Annotated in this window: 13 protein-coding genes and 1 pseudogene; 8 read left to right on the forward strand and 6 right to left on the reverse strand. The window is 69.2% G+C overall.

Annotated features, from left to right (window positions below):
- The first annotated feature begins 141 nt into the window (after positions 1-141).
- Entirely contained in the window at positions 142-3,096 is a 2,955-nt protein-coding gene (locus AMK22_RS13545) for a SpoIIE family protein phosphatase (RefSeq protein ID WP_073784747.1), read from the forward strand.
- A gap of 144 nt (positions 3,097-3,240) precedes the next feature.
- Here the strand turns inward: AMK22_RS13545 and AMK22_RS13550 are convergent, their stop codons facing one another.
- Positions 3,241-3,864 carry a YceI family protein gene (locus AMK22_RS13550; protein ID WP_073784749.1) on the reverse strand — a complete coding sequence of 208 codons (624 nt, stop codon included), beginning with the start codon at positions 3,862-3,864 and terminating at the stop codon, positions 3,241-3,243.
- 259 nt (positions 3,865-4,123) lie between these two features.
- Between AMK22_RS13550 and AMK22_RS13555 the strand changes: the two genes are divergently transcribed.
- A complete protein-coding gene (locus tag AMK22_RS13555; RefSeq protein ID WP_073784751.1) occupies positions 4,124-4,648 on the forward strand; it encodes a hypothetical protein in 525 nt (174 codons plus the stop codon).
- A gap of 289 nt (positions 4,649-4,937) precedes the next feature.
- On the opposite strand, the gene AMK22_RS13560 is transcribed toward AMK22_RS13555, so the two are convergent.
- A complete protein-coding gene (locus AMK22_RS13560; RefSeq protein ID WP_073784753.1) occupies positions 4,938-5,495 on the reverse strand; it encodes a YciI family protein in 558 nt (185 codons plus the stop codon).
- Between the two features lie 94 nt (positions 5,496-5,589).
- Here AMK22_RS13560 and AMK22_RS13565 point away from each other — a divergent pair, with 94 nt between their 5' ends.
- The 4 genes from AMK22_RS13565 (at position 5,590) to helR (ending at position 10,048) form a co-directional block, all read left to right on the forward strand.
- Complete coding sequence (locus AMK22_RS13565; protein ID WP_073784755.1) at positions 5,590-6,231, forward strand: PadR family transcriptional regulator; 642 nt, start codon at positions 5,590-5,592, stop codon at positions 6,229-6,231.
- Positions 6,232-6,347: 116 nt separating this feature from the next.
- Complete coding sequence (locus tag AMK22_RS13570; RefSeq protein WP_073784954.1) at positions 6,348-7,316, forward strand: hypothetical protein; 969 nt, start codon at positions 6,348-6,350, stop codon at positions 7,314-7,316.
- A gap of 182 nt (positions 7,317-7,498) precedes the next feature.
- Positions 7,499-7,828 carry a hypothetical protein gene (locus AMK22_RS13575; protein ID WP_338014161.1) on the forward strand — a complete coding sequence of 110 codons (330 nt, stop codon included), beginning with the start codon at positions 7,499-7,501 and terminating at the stop codon, positions 7,826-7,828.
- A 72-nt stretch (positions 7,829-7,900) separates the two neighbouring features.
- Positions 7,901-10,048: an RNA polymerase recycling motor ATPase HelR gene (gene helR / locus AMK22_RS13580; RefSeq protein WP_073784757.1), complete on the forward strand. Its 2,148-nt coding sequence runs from the start codon at positions 7,901-7,903 to the stop codon at positions 10,046-10,048.
- 31 nt (positions 10,049-10,079) lie between these two features.
- On the opposite strand, the gene AMK22_RS13585 is transcribed toward helR, so the two are convergent.
- Positions 10,080-11,312: a glycoside hydrolase family 64 protein gene (locus tag AMK22_RS13585; RefSeq protein ID WP_073784759.1), complete on the reverse strand. Its 1,233-nt coding sequence runs from the start codon at positions 11,310-11,312 to the stop codon at positions 10,080-10,082.
- A 774-nt stretch (positions 11,313-12,086) separates the two neighbouring features.
- Here AMK22_RS13585 and AMK22_RS13590 point away from each other — a divergent pair.
- A pseudogene (locus AMK22_RS13590) lies at positions 12,087-13,257 on the forward strand (RHS repeat-associated core domain-containing protein); the annotation flags it as partial.
- A 644-nt stretch (positions 13,258-13,901) separates the two neighbouring features.
- Here the strand turns inward: AMK22_RS13590 and AMK22_RS42295 are convergent.
- Entirely contained in the window at positions 13,902-14,333 is a 432-nt protein-coding gene (locus AMK22_RS42295; protein ID WP_384411382.1) for a DUF397 domain-containing protein, read from the reverse strand.
- A gap of 382 nt (positions 14,334-14,715) precedes the next feature.
- Here AMK22_RS42295 and AMK22_RS13600 point away from each other — a divergent pair, with 382 nt between their 5' ends.
- Complete coding sequence (locus AMK22_RS13600; protein ID WP_073784761.1) at positions 14,716-15,351, forward strand: LysE family translocator; 636 nt, start codon at positions 14,716-14,718, stop codon at positions 15,349-15,351.
- Positions 15,352-15,414: 63 nt separating this feature from the next.
- Here the strand turns inward: AMK22_RS13600 and AMK22_RS13605 are convergent, their stop codons facing one another.
- Both AMK22_RS13605 and AMK22_RS13610 read right to left on the reverse strand, forming a co-directional pair.
- Positions 15,415-15,678 (reverse strand): DUF397 domain-containing protein, encoded by a 264-nt coding sequence (locus tag AMK22_RS13605; RefSeq protein WP_073784763.1) that lies wholly within the window; start codon positions 15,676-15,678, stop codon positions 15,415-15,417.
- A complete protein-coding gene (locus AMK22_RS13610) occupies positions 15,675-16,496 on the reverse strand; it encodes a helix-turn-helix domain-containing protein (RefSeq protein ID WP_073784765.1) in 822 nt (273 codons plus the stop codon). The genes AMK22_RS13605 and AMK22_RS13610 overlap by 4 nt, the downstream gene beginning before the upstream one ends.
- Positions 16,497-16,605: the final 109 nt, after the last annotated feature.

Consider the following 16,605-nt stretch of genomic DNA (forward strand, 5'->3'; position numbering starts at 1 on the left):
GCCGGTCCCCGGACGACCGACCGCCCGGATCTCCCAGGTGGCCGGTCGCCGGTCCCTCCGAGGGCCGAGCCGCCGGACCGCCGGTCGTCCCACGGATGGACGGCCTCTCGGATATGGGTGATTCGTGCTAGACCTGGATCCATGTCTGGTATCGGTCGATTCCGGGCGAGGCTGCGACGCTCCGTCCGGCGGCCGGATCAGCACGAGGAGGGCCACCCGGGCCCCGCCCCACCCGCGCCGCCGCCCGGGGAGGACGCGGCGGACCGCTCCCCGGTCCGCGAACTGCGTTCCCTGTTCACGGTGCGTACCGTGGCCGGCCAGGTCTTCTGCCTCGTGCTCGTGCTCGTCCTCCTGCTCGTCGTCGGAGGGGCGATCGCCCTGGTCGCACAGGGCCGCCGGGCCACTCTGGACGAGGCCCGGACGCGCGCCCTCAGCGTGGCCCAGACATTCGCGCAGGCGCCCGGAACCGTGGCCGCGCTGGACGGCGGGAAACCCAGCGCCGACCTGCAACCGCGCGCGGAGGAGGTCCGCAGGTCGACCCATGTCGACTACGTCGTGGTGGCCACGCCCCAGGGCATCCGCTACACGCACCCCAACCCCTCGGAGATCGGGAAGCGGCTCGTCGGTCCGTACAAGGAGGCGCTGGCCGGCCGGAGCGTCACCCAGCTGATCCGGAACCGCTGGGGCCCCTCGGTCAACTCGGTGGTGCCCGTCGTGCGGCCCGACGGATCGGTCGCCGGAGTGGTGTCGGTGGGGCTCACCGACCGGTCGGTGAACAGCGTGGCCGACCGGTACGTCCCGCTCGCCGTCGCCACCGCCCTCACCACGGCGGCGATCACGACGCTCGGCGCGGCCCTCCTCAGCAGACGACTGCGCCGGCAGACGCACGGGCTCGAACCCGCCGAGATGACCCGTATGTACGAACACCACGACGCGGTGCTGCACGCCGTACGCGAAGGCGTCCTGATCGTCGACGCCGACCAGCGGCTCACTCTGTCGAACGACGAGGCGCGCAGGCTCCTCGACCTGCCTCCGGATGCGGAGGGCAGGGCGGTGGCGGACCTGGGGCTGGACGCGGACGCCACCGCGCTCCTCACCGGCGGCGGGATCGTCACGGACCAGGTGCTGCGCAGCGGCAACCGGCTGCTGGCCGTCAACGTGCGCCACACCGACGAGCACGGCGGCCCCGTCGGCTCCGTGGTGACACTGCGCGACACCACGGAGCTGAGCGCCGTCACCGGCCGCGCGGCCCTCGTCAGGGAGCGGCTGATGCTGCTCTACGAGGCCGGTGCCCGGATCGGCACCACTCTCGACGTCACCCGGACGGCCCAGGAGCTGGCCGATGTCGCGACCCCCGGATTCGCCGACGTCACCACCGTCGACCTCGCCGACCCCCCACCGCCCGGGGAGGAGACCGCCATCGGTGCCGCCGTCCCGCTGGACATGCGCCGTACCGCCATCGCGTCCACGGATCCGCGCCAGCCCCTCTATCCGGTCGGCCACCAGGTCGGCCTGCTGCCCAGCAGGACCGCGGCCATGCGCATCGACATCGCGGAGTGCGGGCTGGGGCCCGATGTGATCGCCCGGCTGGGGTGGCGGAACTGGAATCCCGAACGGGCCGAGAACCTTCGCCGGTTCGGGTTCCGCGCGGTGCTCTCCGTACCGTTGCACGCGCGCGGCGTCATCCTGGGCCTGGCGAACTTCTGGCGGTTCGGCGGAGCCGAACCGTTCGACGACGACGACCAGTCCTTCGCCGAGGAACTGGTCGCCCGGGCGGCGGTCAACGTGGACAACGCCCGCCGGTACACCCGTGAGCACGAGATGGCGGTGGCGCTGCAGCGCAGTCTGCTGCCCCGCGGCCTGCCCGAGCAGAACGCCTTGGAGATCGCACACCGCTATCTGCCGGCGCGGGCCGAGGTGGGCGGCGACTGGTTCGACGTGATCCCGCTGCCCGGAGCCAGGGTCGCGCTGGTCGTCGGCGACGTGGTCGGACACGGTCTGCACGCCGCCGCCACCATGGGGCGGCTGCGGACCAGCATCCACAACTTCTCCGCCCTGGACCTGGCCCCCGACGAGCTTCTCGGACACCTGGACGAGGTCGTCGGCCGGATGGACCTGGCCGGGGCGGCCGACGACTGCGGCGCCGAGGTCAGCGGCGCGACCTGCCTGTACGCGATCTACGACGCCGTGTCGGGGAACTGCTCGGTGGCCCGCGCCGGCCACCCCGGCCCCGCGCTGGTCCTCCCCGACGGCACCGTCGAGTTCCCCGAGGGCCCGGCCGGTCTGCCCCTCGGCATCGGAGGGATGCCGTTCGAGGCGACCGAGTTCCACGTGCCTGAGGGCAGTCGGCTGGTCCTCTTCACCGACGGTCTCGTCGAGCGCCGCGACCGGGACATCGACGCCGGGCTGGAGCTGCTGCGCGACGCGCTCGCCGGCCGCGACCGCACGCCGGAGGAGACCTGCGACGACGTGCTCGAAGCGATGCTGCCCGACCCGCCGACCGACGATGTCGCGCTGCTCGTGGCCCGTACCCGCATCCTCGATCCCGACCAGGTCGCGCAGTGGGACGTGGCCACCGATCCGGCGGCCGTGGCCGGGGTCCGCAGGAACGTCGCCGAATGGCTCGCCGACCGGGGCCTGGACGAGGAGGCGTTCACCACCGAGCTGATCCTGAGCGAACTCGTCACCAACGCGGTGCGTTACGGCACCGGACCGATCGAGGTCCGCCTCCTGTACGACCGCAGCCTGACCTGCGAGGTGTCCGACACCAGCAACACCTCGCCGCATCTGCGCTACGCGGCGACGACGGACGAGGGAGGCCGGGGCCTGTTCCTCGTCGCCCAGATCGCCGAACGCTGGGGCACGCGCTACACCGAGACGGGCAAGGTGATCTGGTCGGAGCAGACGGTCGGGGGGCAGTCCGAGGACCACACGGGCACCGGCTTCGACCTCGACGGACTCGGCACCGACGGCCTCGACATGGACACCGGCGCCGGGAACGGAGAGGACGGCGGGGCCGGTGGGGAAGGCGGGAGAGCCCCGGACGGCGGGGACGGTGGGCGGCGGGGCGGCGACGACGAGCCGGGCCACCGGTGACCGGCCCGGCGCCACGCATGCCGAGCGCCCGCCTTCCGGCCCTGGCGGGGGAGTAGGGGGAAGGCGGGCGCGCTCGTGGTCGTGCTCCGGCCCGGACCGACCGGGGGCGGGGAGCACGAGGGGGAGAAGGACGCGGCAGCGGCGTCAGGCCTGAGGGGCGGCCTTGATCGCGGAGATGTCGAAGTTCAGCTTGACCTTGTCGCTGACCATCACGCCACCGGTCTCCAGCGCCGCGTTCCAGGTCAGGCCCCAGTCGGAGCGCAGGATGTCCGTGCTGCCCTCGAAGCCGACGCGCTCGTTGCCGTAGACGTCGGTGGCGGAGCCGTTGAACTCCAGGTCGATGGCGAGCGGACGCGTGACGTCCTTGATCGTGAGGTCGCCGGCGATGCGGTACTTGTCGCCGCCCAGCTGCTCGGCGTGCGTGGAACGGAACGTCATGACCGGGAACTTCTCGGCGTCGAAGAAGTCGCCGCTCACCAGGTGGCCGTCGCGGTCGGCGATGCCGGTGTCGATGCTGGCGATCTTGACGTCGATCGAGGCGCTGGAGCGGGCCGGGTCGTGACCGTCGAGGTCCAGCTTGCCCTCGTACTCGCCGAAGGCGCCACGCACGTTGGTGACCATGGCGTGCCGCACGGTGAAGCCGATGCTGCTGTGGGCCGGGTCGATCGTGTACTCGCCGGTGAGGGCGGCCAGGGCCGGGTCCACGTCGGGGGAGGCGGCGGCGGTGGCGGACAGGGTGTCGTTCTTCTTGCGGCTGAACAGGGCCATGGCTTCTCCTCGGGGGACTGGGCGAGCGGCGATCGAGGTGTTGTTTAACCTTCAACGAGAATGACTGTAGCAGCTACCTTGTTCAAGTTTCAACATGTGACCTCGCTCGGGTGCGGGTGCGGGTGCGGGTGCGGGTGCGGGTGCGGATGCCGGAATCGGCGATGCGGTCCACGCGATCCCGCCACCCCCTGGCGACGCGCGTAGAAGTCGGGCACCATCTCCCTGGCCCTTGTTTGTCATGACCAGGAGGAGTCCCCCCATGGTGTCCCGTATGACACTGCGCCCCGTCCTGACCGCGTTCGCCCTCGTCCTGGGCGTCCTCTTCGCGCCCGGCATCGGTGTCCTCGGCGGCGGTGCCACCGAGGCGCACGCCGTCACCAAGCTCACCCACTCCCAGGCCACCGCCCGGTTCAGCTCGTCCGGGATCACGTGGTCGTCCTCCGGAGGCTGCTCCGACCGCAACGTCTCGACCTGCACCTCGTTCGACCAGCTCAACCTGCCCACCGCCCAGGGCGCCCAGACCCTCAAGAGCGCCACGGGTTGCGCGCTGAACATCACCGGCGGCACCGAGACCGGGCACGCCGGTGGCACGTACTCGCACTGGAACGGCTACAAGCTCGACTTCGCCAAGTCGACCTGCCTGACGAACTACGTCAAGAACACCTTCACCTACATCGGGGTGCGCGGTGATGGCGCCCCGCAGTACAAGGCCGGCTCCGGCAACATCTACGCCGACGAGGGCAACCACTGGGACGTCACGTACTACAACTGCGGCGGCTGCTGACCGTACGCCTCGCATCGCACCACGCACGCGAACCGCACAGGCGCGGCGCGGTATGCCGTGCGCGGCACGCGCGTGATGTCGGCCCCCGGCGACCGGTCGGGGGCCGGCACTCGTTTGTGGACACCCGTTTGTGAAGCGGCGCACGTCTGCGGCGAGGCGAAGCCTCGGAGTCCCGAGAACCCGAGAGCCCGAGAGCCCGAGAGCCCGAGAGCCCGGGAATCCGGGACTCCGGGCATCCAGGAGCCCGGGGTTCGGAGTGCCGGAGGGGGCGGGGGATCCTGGGGCCCTCTCAGCCTGTGACGGGCCGCCCGCCGAAACGCCAGTTGTGGACCTCGACATCGGCGTACAGGCCCGGGGTCAGCGCGGCGCGGGCCGTGTCCCGGTCCTGCGCCCGGACCAGTGCCGCCGTACCGAGCCAGGTGGTGCCGTCGTCGGACAGCAGCGGGCCGTACGCGATCAACTCGTCCCGGCCCGTGGGCGTGTCGGGGCCGGTGCCCGGCTCCGCGCCGAGGCCGAGCACCAGGAACCGGCGGCCCCCGGCACGGCCGCCGGAGAAGTCCCACATGCTGCGCCCGAGTTCATTGCGCCATCGGCGCAGCAGCACGTCCCGGTACGCGCCGGCCTGGTAGCCGGGCTCGTCGAAGGCGAACGCCCGCGCGGCGGCGGGATCCGGCAGGTCGACGATGTGCACGCTCCCCGTGGGGGTGGCGCCGTCGTCCGCGAGCGTGGGGCCGCGGGCGGTCATCTCCTTCTCGTACCGGTCCATGTAGCGCAAGTGCTCCTCCAGCAGCGCGTATCGGAGCGCGGTGGAGCCGGGTCGGTCGCGGTGGTAGCAGAAGAACTCCATGCCCAGACTCTCTATCACTCCCGCCGCTCACGTGAGTTGGCCGATTTCGTTCGGGCGTCGCTCAATAGTCTATTTGGACTGATAGATTTCGACCATGCCTCGTCGTGCACTCGACAACCCGATCGTGCTCGCCGTGCTGGGTCTGCTCCTGGAGCAGGACTCGCACCCGTATCAGATGCTCTCCGAGCTGCGAAGACGCAGCGACAACCACGCGGTCGCGATCACGCGCGGCACGCTCTACAACATCGTCGCCGCCCTGACGGACGCGGGATGGGTGACGGCTCAGGGCCGACAGCGCTCGGGCAATCGCCCGGAGCGGACCGTGTACGCGCTCACGGACGCGGGGCGCGAGGAACTCGTACGGCGGCTGGACGAGCAGATCCGTACGCCGGAAAGGGAGTTCTCGCAGTTCCTGGGCGCCGTCAGCTACCTCGGCGCACTGGGGCCGGAGGGGGCCGCCGAGGCCCTCACCGAACGGGCCCGGCGCCTCGGGCGACGTACGGCGGCGGACGAGGAACGCCTCGCGGAAGCGCTGACGGCCGGCGTGCCCCGGCTGCACGTCATCGAGGCGGAGTACGCGTCGGGTCTGGCGCGCGCCGAACTGGCCTGGATCGACGCGGTCGTCGACGACATCCGGACCGGGAAACTGGCCTGGCCCGGAGCCCCGGCGGCGCGGCCCGCGGCCGGGCAGGAGCGGGAGCGGGAGCTGGAAAGCGAAGCGGGGGAGGACGCGTGACGCCGGACACTCAGGAGGCGCTGCCCCGGAACGCCCGTGAGGGGCTGCGCCCGACCGCTTCCGAAGGGTTGCTCCCAAAGGCCCATGAGCGGCTGCGCCCGACCGATCCCGAAGGACTGATCTTCGGGATCTACCCGGGCGCGGTCGCCGGTGACGACAGTGGAGGACTGGCCGCCGGCCCGCCCGACGACCCCGCCCGCATCTCCCACGCGCTCGACCGACTCCAGGGCCGGGCCGGGCGCCCGTTCCTGGTGCGCGCCTACACGGGTTTCGGGAGCGACACCCGCCCCGGCGACGGCCCGCACCCGATCGAGACGCCCGCCGACGCGACCCGCTACGCCGTCCGGGGCCGCCGCCTGGATCTGGTGGCCCAGTACCGCCCGACGGACGCCGACGCAGACGGATACTGCGCCTTCCTGCGCGAACTCGTCACCGAATACGGGGCGTCGACCGACACGCTGCAAGTGGCGGAGGAGCCGAACGTCACGTCGAACCCCGTGCTCGACGGCTACTACCCGGGCGTGCGCGAGGCGGTCGTCCGGGGCGTGTCCGCCGCCAAGGCGCGGGCGCGCGAACTCGGACACACGCATCTGCGGGTCGGTTTCAACACCACGCCGCTCTTCGGGCCCGGCGCCTCCTTCGTCACCGACCTCACCGCTCTCGGAGGAGCCGAGTTCATCGCCGAACTCGACTACGTGGGGCTGGACTTCTTCCCGGATGTGTTCCATCCCGTGCCCGCCGCCGATCTGGCTGCGTCCGTCGAAGGGCTGCTGCGCCACCACCGTGACGCGGTGCTGGCACCGGCGGGCCTGGGACACCTGCCGCTGCACATCACCGAGCACGGCTGGCCCACCGGGCCGGAACGCTCCCCGCGGCGTCAGGCCGAGGTCGTCGATACCGTCGTCCGCGTCGTCGCCGCGCACGCGAAGGAACTCCACCTGAGCGGCTACACCCACTTCGCGCTGCGCGATGCCGACAGCACGAACCCGGGGCTGTTCCACCGCTTCGGGCTCACCACCGACGACTACGCCCCGAAGCCCGCATTCGAGACGATGCGGACGCTGATCCAACGCTTCGGCGCTTGAGGGCGGTTGTGCGGAGCCCCGGGCCCGGAGGTGCGGTCGGCGTCCGTGCGATGGATGGTCAAGGGGAGAACCCGCTCCTTGCCACTCTCAACCTATAACGCAGTGGGGGCCTTGCGGCAAGGCCCCCATCGTGCCGCAGAATCTCCGCCCTGGGTCGGGTTCTGCGGAAATGGGAGCACGGAATGCGTGTGTTGTTGTCGGCCTTCGCCTCGCGCGGGGGCGTCGAGCCGCTGCTGGGGCTGACGGTGCGGCTGCGGGAACTGGGTTCGGAGGTGCGGGTGTGCGCGCCGCCGGACGAGGAGTTCGCGCAGCGGCTGGCCGGGGTCGGTGTGGAGATGGTGCCGGTCGGCTGGTCGGTGCGCGCCTTGATGACCGGGACGCCGCCCCCGTCACCGGCGGACGTGCCCCGGCGCGCGGCCGAGTTGATGGCCGCGTACCTGGACCGGGCCGGAGCGGCGGCGCGGCTGCTGTTCGACCTGGCGGCCCGGGAGAGGCAGCCCGCCTCCGCGTGACCGACGACCAACGGCCGCAGGCGGCCGTACGACGAAACCGTTCCGCCGACGGCCCACATCGGAGTTGATGCAGTGAACCACCTGACCACCAGCGCTTTCGACCTTCCCGACCGCCTCGCGGCCAAGGCCGATCCGGCGCTGGTCTCCGAAGACGAGCGGCACTTCGCGGCCATCGCGCAGTGCCTGGACGAACTGATCGCCGAGCTGTCCGCACGCCTCGACGCCGAGCGCAGGGCGCCCGGCGGTCTGGGACGGCAGGCGATGGACCGGGACACGGAGATCCACCGGCTGACCGCCCGCCTGCGCACCCTGCGCCGCTTCGGCCTGGACCTGTGCCTCGGCCGCATGGTCGGCGCGGACGGTGCCGAGCCCGTGTACGTCGGACGGCTCGGTCTGGCGGACGACTCGGGGCGCAGGCTGCTGGTCGACTGGCGTTCCCCGGCGGCCGAACCGTTCTTCGGCGCCACCCACGGCAATCCGATGGGCCTGGCGAGCCGTCGCCGGTACCGCTGGACCGGCGGCCGGATCAGCGACTACTGGGACGAGGTGTTCACCCCGGACGGGTTCGTCGGCCACGCCGCGCTCGACGACCAGTCCGCGTTCATCGCCGGCCTCGGCGGCAACCGGTCGGAGCGGATGCGGGACGTGCTCGGCACCATCCAGGCCGACCAGGACGCCATCATCCGAGCGGGATCGCGCGGCGCCCTCGTCGTCGACGGCGGTCCGGGCACGGGGAAGACCGTCGTCGCCCTGCACCGCTCCGCCTACCTCCTCCACTCCGACCCGCGGGTCGGTCACCGCCGGGGCGGCGTGCTGTTCGTCGGCCCGCACCAGCCGTACCTGGGCTACGTCGCCGACGTCCTGCCCAGCCTCGGCGAGGAGGGCGTGCGGACGTGCACCCTGCGGGACCTCGTCGCCGAGGGGGCCGGGGCGCGGACCGAGACCGACCCGGAGGTGGCCCGCCTGAAGTCGTCCGCAGACCTGGTGAAGGCGATCGAGACGGCCGTCCGGTTCTACGAGGAGCCGCCCACCGAGGCGATGACGGTCACCACCCACTGGTCCGACATCCCGCTGACCGCGGCCGACTGGGCTGCGGCGTTCGAAGCGGCGGAACCCGGTACCGCGCACAACGAGGCGCGCGACCAGGTCTGGGAGGAACTGCTCACGATCCTGGTGGACAAGCACGGGGGCGACGCCCCGGAGCAGCTGCTGCGCACCTCGCTGCTGCGGAACAGGGAGCTGCTCACGGCCTTCGGCCGCGCGTGGCCGCTGCTCGAAGCGGCCGACCTCGTCGCGGATCTGTGGTCCGTACCCGCCTACCTGCGGATGTGCGCCCCCTGGCTCGCCCCGGACGAGGTCCGGCTGTTGCGGCGTACGGACGCCGCGGCCTGGACGGTGTCCGACCTGCCGTTCCTGGACGCGGCTCGGCAGCGGCTCGGCGACCCGGAGGCGTCGCGGCGGGCGCAACGGCACAGAGCCGCTCTCGCCGCGGAACGCGAGCACATGGCCAGGGTGATCGACACCATCCTCCGGGCGGACGACGACGGCGAGGGCGCGGTGACGATGCTGCACGGCCAGGACATGAAGGACACCCTGGCCGGCGGGACCGTCCCGTCCGGCATCGAACCCGACCTGCTGGCCGGTCCGTTCGCGCACGTCGTCGTGGACGAGGCGCAGGAACTGACCGACGCGGAGTGGCAGATGCTGTTGCTGCGCTGCCCGTCCCGGAGCTTCACCGTCGTCGGGGACCGGGCCCAGGCCAGGCACGGGTTCACGGAGTCGTGGCGGGAACGGCTGGAGCGCGTCGGGTTCGACCGGATCGGCCTGGCCTCCCTGAGCATCAACTACCGCACGCCCGAGGAGATCATGGCGGAGGCCGAGCCGGTCGTCCGGGCCGCGCTCCCCGACGCCAACGTACCGACCTCCATCCGCAGCGGTGGCCTCCCCGTCGTCCACGGACCGGTCTCGGACCTGCACACCATCCTCGACACCTGGCTCGCGCAGCACGCCGACGGGACCGCCTGCGTCATCGGCGATCCCGCCTTCCGGCCGATGCCCCGCGTCCGGTCGCTGACCCCGGAGCTGTCGAAGGGGCTGGAGTTCGACCTGGTCGTTCTCGTCGACCCGGATGCGTTCGGCGAGGGCGTCGAAGGAGCGGTGGACCGCTATGTGGCGATGACGCGGGCGACCCGGCAGCTCGTCGTCCTCACGAGCACCTGACGGCGGCGCTCCGGTCGAGGGGCTGGGGGTCTCAGGCCCCCACGCTCACCGTGAAGCGGCGCGGATTGCCGTCGTTGGCGGCGCCCGAGACATCGGGCTCGCCGTCGGGGCGCACGTCGTCGTACGGGAAGGCGTAGCCGATCGGACTGTTGGCGTGGACGACGCGCGCCCAGTGGTTGGTGACGGGGCCCCGGTAGCAGTCCGCCGCGGGAATGCCGTTGGGCTGGTCGGGGTGGGTGAGCATGAGGGAACGGTTGAACCCGGCCGCGAGCCGGGCCAGCAGCGCCTTCTTGTCGTCCGGGGCGCCCGGGTCGTTGGCGAACGGCCCGTGGTCGCAGGTGAAGACGTCCCTGGAGACCGGTTTGGTGAAGGCGTGCCCGCCGTCGAACGTCAGCACGTCACCGGTGACCCGACCGGTCCGGACGCCCCGGCCGCCCTGGAGGTCGATCCGCAGATCGGTGGAGCGGTACTTCTCCCAGACCTGGTCGATGTACGCCGTGAACGCGTCCCGGAACGGCATCTCGTCCGGTCGGTCGAAGAACGGGGCCATGAGGTTCTGCGGCGAGATCACCCGCAGCACCCCGCCGTCCGCACCCCGGATCACCAGCTTGTCCCAGGGCTGCCCGTCGACGGCGGCCTGGGCCGTGAGCCCGTCCGCGATCCGCCCGACCGCACCGTCCGGGAGCGGGGCCACGGTGTGGGTGGCGTCGCCCTCCAGGGTCAGGCCGATCGGCAGCGCGGTGACCAGGTCGACATAGCTGATGTTCGCGTACAACTGCTGCGGGTCGAAGGTGAATTCGCAGAACGACCAGGTGCGCCCGTAGTTGGGGTCGGTGGGAGTCGCGAACGCCGGTTCGACCAGGGCCGGGCCGGGGTTGAGGAAGAAATCCAGGGTGTCGTCCCGCACGAAGTAGACACGCGAGCCGTACATCTGCGGCAGCGTCAGCACGACGGGCGCCCCGCCCGCCGCGTTCAACGGGATCGCGCAGTCGACGGGCAACGGCGTCTGCGGCGCGGCGGGGGAGTCGGGCCGGTGGATACTGCCGTCGGCCCGCAGCAGCACCCAGCTGCCGGTGCCCTGTTCGTGACCGGTGACATAGGCGTTGACCCTGCCCGGCAACGACCGGTTCTCCAGGGCGAGTTCACAGGTCGCCGGGGCTGCGGCGAAGGCACTCGACCCCAGTGCCTCGGTCCAGAGGGGAGAGGTGAGAGCAGTAACGGAGGCGGCGGCGCCGCGGGTCAGGAACGTTCTGCGTGAGATCACGAGAGGACTCCCGAGACGTGTGGGGGTGCGGGCGGAGCCGGTCGTACGGGGTGGGGCCCGGCGGCGTCCGCAGGTGCGCACCAGTGTTCCGGCGACCCGGCGAGAGCGTCAAGCCTCGGCCATCGTTCATTTCCCCCTTCTCCAGGATCAGGAATTTTCGCCAAGCGTGGCGAATTGCTAAAAGCCCCCGCAAGATGGCAAGGAAAGTAAAAGGCTGCTTCAAGAATCGATCGCAATTCGGCGACTGCACCGGTTCCATGATCGGATGCACTGCTGACCTGAAGTCGCAGTACAGAAATTACACGCGATCGGTCGATTCCCTGGCACGAACTAGAGCGGCAAAATGGTTCAAAAAGTATGTCTGGTGCGGACCCGGCTCCCGAGGTAAGGGCTGCGGCCGACGGTAGGTAGAATCCCGGTTGGCGGGGGTTCGCGAGATCGAAACCCCCGTCGACTGAATTACTCACATTTAGATAGGTGGGGTGGGGGGGCATGGCGCGAAGCTGGGCAGGGGATCGCTCTGGGAAAATTGTATTCATGATAGGGGGAGTGATTTTCACTCTCTCGTCCTGGGGGTCCTGGTGGTCCCTCCTCCCGGCGGCTTACACCATCATTCTGGCTACCCTGATCATTGAGGATATTTGGAAGACTTCCAAGGCGAAGAGATTGCATAAAAACGGGAATTGATAACTCTCTGGGCCGCTGTGGAAGACACTCGCACCTCGAAAGAGATTTCACGGAAGAAACCGGGCGGCCCTTGGGCTTCTCCGCGGCCGTACCAACCGCGAGTCCCTCACCTCGCCCCCGGTGACCTCGGGCCTGGGCTGCACCGCCACCGGCGGCACCACCACCAACCAGACCTATGACGGCGCCGACCGACTTGTCGACACCGGCTACACCTACGACGCCTTCGGCCGCACCACCGCCCTGCCCGGCAGCACCATCGGCTACTACGCGAACGACCTCGCCCACCAGCAGACCTCGGGCGGCAAGCGCCAGACCTGGCAGCTCGACGCCAGCCTGCGTTTCCGCTCCTTCAAGACCGAGACCGGTAGTGGCTCCACTTGGACCCAGACCGGCTCCAAGGTCAACCACTACTCCAGCGACGGCGACAACCCGCGATGGATCACCGAGGACACCACCACCGGAGCCCTGACCCGCAACGTCACCTCCCCCCACGGGCGACCTCGCCGCCACCACCAGCAAGTCCGGCGAAACGATCCTGCAGCTCACCACCATCCACGGCGACATCGCACTCCAGCTCCCACTTGACACCAACAAGCCCCCCGTCGCCCTGGACTCCGACGAGTACGGCAACCCACGCACCGGCCAGGCAGCCACCCGCTACAACTGGCTCGGCGCCAAGCAACGCTCAACCGAGACTCTCACCGGACTCACCCTCATGGGTGTGCGCCTCTACAACCCACTCACAGGCCGGTTCCTGTCTCTCGAACCGGTGTACGGCGGTGGCGCGAACAGCTACGCGTACCCGGGCGACCCGATCAACCAGTTCGACCTCGACGGCAAGAGCTGGTGGAGCAAGGCCAAGCGAGTGGCCAAGAGGGCCGGACGGGTCGTCCGTAAGTACAAGTGGGACATCGCACTCACCGCCGCTGGATTCATACCCGGCGTCGGAGCTGTGGCATGGGGTGTACGGGCTTACCGCGCATATCGCACTGTCCGGACGATCAACAGGGCGAGGCACGCGGCGTCAAAGGTGCGTTCCGTCAGCCGCTACACGTGCGCCAGTAAACACAGGGCACCGCGAATCAACGGCCGTTCTACCAGGGGCTGCTTCGCTTACGGTGCAGGACTTTGGGGCGCTGGCGCCACAGCAGGTTATGTCGTTCGAGGGAAGAGCGTGAACGGAGACGTGGTAGGCGGAGCCACGACGATAGGAGCGGGATGGCATGTTGGCCGGTACGCCCGCCGAGGCCACTGCTGACCAGTCTTACCCGTAAACGTCGATCCGAACGAAGATAGAGGTGACCGGGTGGTGTACGGCTGCACCACCCGGTCACCAGTAGATCTGCGCGCTCAGACGGTGAAAGAAGAGTTTGAGGAAAACATGGGAAACGTCGACAGGAATATTAAAAATCGAGTGGCTTTCTGCCTGGCGTACATATGGCTGCTACTCGTCGGGGCCGCTGGTGCGACGGCGACGCAGCCAGGAGGCTTCGTCGATCACCTCTGGGGATATGTTTCACGCACCTCGACCATCCTTGTGTCGATAGTCGCACTTCTTTATGCCGCCCTGGCTCCTGTGGTGGCACCCGTATTCATCTCGCCGGGTGCCGACGTGAGGCCGGCTGGAAAATTGTCCCGCTTGACGGCTGGAATTTATATTCTGGGGCTGACTGGTCTTTGTGTCCTTGCGTCAGGTCTCCTGCAGGGAACCGGGGAAATGATCAGCAGGGTCAGAGATGTCGGTCAATTCTTCGTCACCCCGGGATGCCTGGTGGTAGCTGTATTGACCGTCGCCTACTGCGCCTGGTCCCCGGCAGTTTGGCCGACTGGCTCATTCATTCGCAGGCTGACTGCGCGATCGCGAGGGCGGCATACTGGGCCTCGCGTCCCTGGAAACAATTCTCAGTAAGGGGTCATCGTCCCCGGTAGCGCGACGAGTTGGCCAGGGCGGAATAGGACGGTGGCGGTGCCGTCGTGTGGAGGGAGAGTGGTCAGAGCCCGGCGACGATGATGAAAGGTGGGCCAAGTGGCAGGTCGGACGGTGAGGATGGGGCCGTCGTCGACTTTGGAGTCGCGGATGTGGACGGCGGCGGGGTGGGCTGCCGCCTCGACGTAATCGCCGCCTTGGCCGGTGCTGTAGCTGGACTTGAACCAGGCCAGGGGGTGGGGCGGGGCGCCGGGTGGCGCCCCCTCCGCGGAGCCCGTGGCGGCCGCACTCCCGGATGCCTCGGGGCCGCCGCCGGCCGTGCAGCCGGTTGCCGACATGGCCACGACGGCAACGGCCACCCATGCTGGACCTGGCCTCATCAGCAACGATTCACTTGCTTTCCCCATCTCACATGTATGCGATTTTAAAAATATGCACACGCAAGGTCAGTGCGGCTGCGCATTTTGAGTAACGGTCGGCAGCAGATGTGCGTAAAGGCCCGACTGGTTCGTAGGGCGAAGATGGCTGCGCCTTTCGCCCCCTCGCCCATGCTGCCAGAGAAAAAGAACGGTATCACCAGGAGAGCTTTGAAAGACGGCGATCAATGAGAATCCAAGCAGTAGTGGAAGTCGGGTAATTAACCTCAATCTGTGCGATTCTGCTTCGGGATGGTGGGCGTGGCGCGCTCGACGGTGGCGGTGCGCGCTGCCTGCGGTTCCTGCTCGGTGACGTATCGCGCAGTCGGCTCGGAGCCGTTGGAGTGCGCGTTCCGGGATAGGCTGGCATTCCATGGCAATAAGCACCGCGCTGTGGTCCTTCGCCCTCGTCGTAGGGCTCCTCACCCTCACTCCCGGCCTCGACACGGCCCTCATCCTGCGTACCGCCGGCCTGGGCCGCAGGACCCGGGCATGGGGGGTCGTCCTCGGGATTCAGACCGGAACCCTCATCTGGGGCGCTCTCACCTCCCTCGGGGTGACCGCCCTGCTCACCGCTTCGCACGTCGCCTACGAGATCCTGCGCTGGGCCGGTGTCGCCTACCTGCTCTGGATGGCCGTCCGCATGATCCGCGACACCTTCCGCCAGGAGCGGCCCACCATCGATCCGGCCGAGGCCCGTGCCGGAGTCGACACATTGGTCGGGGGATGGCGACAAGGCACGGTGACCAACTTGCTCAACCCGAAGATGGGCGTCTTCTACGTCGCCATCCTGCCCCAGTTCATCCCGGCGGGTGCGCCGCATTTCTCGATGGGGCTGCTGCTGACCGTCGTTCACATCGTGCTGGGGCTGATCTGGTCGGGTGTCCTGATCGCCTCCGCGACCGCACTGAGCGCGTGGCTGCGCAAACCCGGTGCGCGCAAGATCCTCGATCGTGTCACCGGCACCGTCATCGGGGTCTTCGCGCTGCGACTGGGGCTCAGCGACTGACGGGGCGTCCCTGCACATTCACCGGTGCCTCGACCCGAACAGCGGGCCGAGGGCGGTGGGTTGTCAGGCGGTGGCTGTGATGAAGGCGATCCAGGTGGTGGGCTGGACGGTGAGGATCGGGCCGCCCACGACCTTGGAATCACGGATGTGCACGGCGGCGGGGTGGGCGGCCACCTCGACGCAGTCGCCGCCCTGGGGGCTGCTGTAGCTGGACTTGCGCCAGTCGTAGGCGACTTCGATGCAGTTGCCGCCCTGGTCGGTGCTGTAGCTGGACTTGAACCAGGCCAGGGCGGTGGTACGGGGAGCCGGGTGTGCTGCGCGGGTCATTTCTCTCCAAGCAGTTCGTCCAGTAGGCGCGCGCTCTTCTCGACGGAGAGCGCCTGCGATCGAAGCATCCCATATTTCTGCTGGAGCACACTGACGTCGTCGGGGTCCTCGTGCAGGTAACTGGTCAGTTGCCCCTCGACATAAGCGAGATGGTCATGGTCAGGGGTCTCCAACAGCACCATGGGCCCCGACAGCCCGGCATGCCTCGGGAGTTTCATCGGCATGATCTGGAGCCCCAGGAAGGGGAGTTCCATGCAGCGGCGCAAGTGTTCGATCTGTCCTCGCATTATGGCGGGGTCCCCGATCTCGCTGCGGAGGATGCTCTCCTCCAGGATGAAGTGCAGCATGGGACGGGGCTTGCGTTGCAGGAGCCTCTGCCGGTCGAGCCGGGCTGCCACCCACTCTTCCTGTTCGTCCTCTTCGAGGGGTGGATAGAGGCAGGAGAAGAGGAACCGGATGTACTCCTCGATCTGGAGCAGGCCCGGTACAGCCTGGCTCTCGTACGACAGCAGCGTCAGCGCATCCTGCTCATAGTCGATGAAGTCCTGTACGAACGCCGGGAACCGTTCCTTCTTCGGCACCCTCGCCACCGCGACCTGCAACACCCCCTTCGTCTCCGGCAGTTCGTCCAACTGGACCGCGAAGTCCGCCTGTAGCGGCCTGCGCCCCTGTTCGACCGACGCGATCGTCTCCTCGCCCACGCAGCACCGGTCCGCCAGTGCCGCCTGCGTCATCCGTGCCGCCTTGCGGAACGTCGCCAACTGGGCGCCGATCAGGTGCCAGGACGTGATCCGCTTGTTCCTCTTTGCCGAGTGCATGGATTGCCTCTCCCCGTTGTGAAACCCGTATGACCCGTCAGAAGCCGTACGTGTGCGACGTACGGCCTCACACGCTGATCAAAGCTGGTGACTTTGTGTGACCTTGGTG

It is taken from the genome of Streptomyces sp. CB01580, from assembly GCF_001905795.1.
Taxonomy (GTDB): domain Bacteria; phylum Actinomycetota; class Actinomycetes; order Streptomycetales; family Streptomycetaceae; genus Streptomyces.

What these genes read in the sequence shown, in the direction of transcription:
- AMK22_RS13600 (WP_073784761.1), top strand. Translation starts at nt 14,716, where the DNA reads ATGGCAATAAGCACCGCGCTGTGGTCCTTCGCCCTCGTCGTAGGGCTC.
- AMK22_RS13545 (WP_073784747.1), top strand. Translation starts at nt 142, where the DNA reads ATGTCTGGTATCGGTCGATTCCGGGCGAGGCTGCGACGCTCCGTCCGG.
- AMK22_RS13560 (WP_073784753.1), bottom strand. Translation starts at nt 5,495, where the DNA reads ATGGAGTTCTTCTGCTACCACCGCGACCGACCCGGCTCCACCGCGCTC.
- AMK22_RS42295 (WP_384411382.1), bottom strand. Translation starts at nt 14,333, where the DNA reads ATGGGGAAAGCAAGTGAATCGTTGCTGATGAGGCCAGGTCCAGCATGG.
- AMK22_RS13575 (WP_338014161.1), top strand. Translation starts at nt 7,499, where the DNA reads ATGCGTGTGTTGTTGTCGGCCTTCGCCTCGCGCGGGGGCGTCGAGCCG.
- AMK22_RS13550 (WP_073784749.1), bottom strand. Translation starts at nt 3,864, where the DNA reads ATGGCCCTGTTCAGCCGCAAGAAGAACGACACCCTGTCCGCCACCGCC.
- AMK22_RS13555 (WP_073784751.1), top strand. Translation starts at nt 4,124, where the DNA reads ATGGTGTCCCGTATGACACTGCGCCCCGTCCTGACCGCGTTCGCCCTC.
- AMK22_RS13565 (WP_073784755.1), top strand. Translation starts at nt 5,590, where the DNA reads ATGCCTCGTCGTGCACTCGACAACCCGATCGTGCTCGCCGTGCTGGGT.
- AMK22_RS13610 (WP_073784765.1), bottom strand. Translation starts at nt 16,496, where the DNA reads ATGCACTCGGCAAAGAGGAACAAGCGGATCACGTCCTGGCACCTGATC.
- AMK22_RS13605 (WP_073784763.1), bottom strand. Translation starts at nt 15,678, where the DNA reads ATGACCCGCGCAGCACACCCGGCTCCCCGTACCACCGCCCTGGCCTGG.